The organism is Streptomyces endophyticus, from assembly GCF_035798155.1.
In the GTDB taxonomy this organism is placed as follows: Bacteria; Actinomycetota; Actinomycetes; order Streptomycetales; family Streptomycetaceae; genus Streptomyces; species Streptomyces endophyticus.
Genome location: NZ_JAOZYC010000054.1, coordinates 1 through 1899, shown reverse-complemented (window position 1 = coordinate 1899; position 1899 = coordinate 1). Strand labels below are relative to the sequence as shown.

At 47.9% G+C, this 1899-nt stretch carries 1 protein-coding gene; it reads left to right on the top strand.

Annotated elements, in window-relative coordinates:
* A partial coding sequence (locus OKJ99_RS07880; protein WP_326015105.1) for a hypothetical protein occupies positions 1-1847 on the top strand: 1847 nt, incomplete at its 5' end.
* Between the last annotated feature and the right edge of the window lie 52 nt (positions 1848-1899).

The following is a 1899-nucleotide window of genomic DNA, read 5'->3' as shown; positions in this document are numbered from 1 at the left end:
ACCCCACAAGCTCTGGCACAATGAAGTGGGTAACCTTCCTCCTCCTCCTCTTCGTCTCCGACTCTGCTTTTTCCAGGGGATTGTTTCGCCGAGATGCACACAAGAGTGAGATCGCTCATCGGTTTAAAGATTTGGGAGAACAACATTTCAAAGGCCTAGTCCTTATCGCCTTTTCCCAGTTTCTCCAGAAATGCCCATATGAAGAACATGTGAAATTAGTGAATGAAGTAACCGACTTTGCAAAAACATGTGTTGCTGATGAGTCTGCTGAAAACTGTGACAAATCACTTCACACTCTTTTTGGAGATAAGCTTTGTGCCATTCCAACTCTTCGTGACAGCTATGGTGAACTGGCTGACTGCTGTGCAAAAAAAGAACCGGAAAGGAATGAATGTTTCCTGAAACACAAAGATGACCACCCCAACCTGCCCCCATTTGTGAGGCCAGATGCTGAGGCCATGTGCACCTCCTTTCAGGAGAATGCTGTTACGTTTATGGGACACTATCTGCATGAAGTTGCCAGAAGACATCCTTACTTCTATGCCCCAGAGCTCCTTTACTATGCTGAGAAATATAGCGCCATCATGACTGAGTGCTGTGGAGAAGCTGACAAAGCTGCTTGCATCACACCCAAGCTTGATGCTCTGAAGGAGAAAGCATTGGCCTCATCTGTTAATCAAAGACTGAAGTGCTCCAGCTTGCAGAGATTTGGACAGAGAGCTTTCAAAGCATGGGCAGTAGCTCGTATGAGCCAGAAATTCCCCAAGGCTGACTTCGCAGAAATTACCAAGTTGGCAACAGACCTTACCAAACTCACCGAGGAATGCTGCCATGGCGACCTGCTTGAATGCGCAGATGACAGGGCGGAGCTTGCCAAGTACATGTGTGAAAACCAAGCATCTATCTCTAGCAAACTTCAGGCTTGCTGTGACAAGCCAGTGTTGAAGAAATCCCACTGCCTTTCTGAGGTGGAAAATGATGACCTTCCTGCTGACCTGCCTTCATTAGCTGCTGATTTTGTTGAGGATAAGGAAGTGTGCAAGAACTATGCTGAGGCCAAAGACGTCTTCCTGGGCACGTTTTTGTATGAATATGCAAGAAGGCACCCTGACTACTCTGTTGCCCTGCTGCTGAGACTTGCTAAGAAATATGAAGCCACCCTGGAAAAGTGCTGTGCTGAAGCTGACCCTTCTGCATGCTATGGCAAAGTGTTGGATGAATTTCAGCCTCTTGTAGAAGAGCCTAAGAACTTAGTCAAAGCTAACTGTGAACTTTTTGAGAAGCTTGGAGAGTATGGATTCCAAAATGCGCTCATAGTTCGTTACACCCAGAAAGCACCTCAGGTGTCAACTCCAACTCTTGTGGAAGCTGCAAGGAACCTAGGAAAAGTGGGCAGCAAATGCTGTGTACTTCCTGAAGCACAGAGACTACCTTGTGTGGAAGACTATATCTCTGCGATCCTGAACCGAGTTTGTGTGCTGCATGAGAAGACCCCAGTGAGCGAGCAGGTCACCAAGTGCTGTACTGGATCCGTGGTGGAAAGGCGGCCATGTTTCTCTGCCCTGCCCGTGGATGAGACCTATGTCCCCAAAGAATTTAAAGCTGAGACCTTCACCTTCCATGCTGATATCTGCTCACTTCCAGAGAAGGAGAAGCAGATGAAGAAGCAAGCGGCACTTGTTGAACTGGTGAAACACAAACCCAAGGCTACGGGTCCACAGCTGAGGACCGTGTTGGGCGAATTTACAGCTTTCTTGGATAAGTGCTGCAAGGCTGAGGACAAGGAGGCCTGCTTCTCCGAAGATGGCCCAAAACTTGTTGCTTCGAGCCAAGCTGCTTTAGCCTAAACACATCGCACGCATCTCAGTCTGCCCTGAGAAAAAGAGAGACATGAAGACT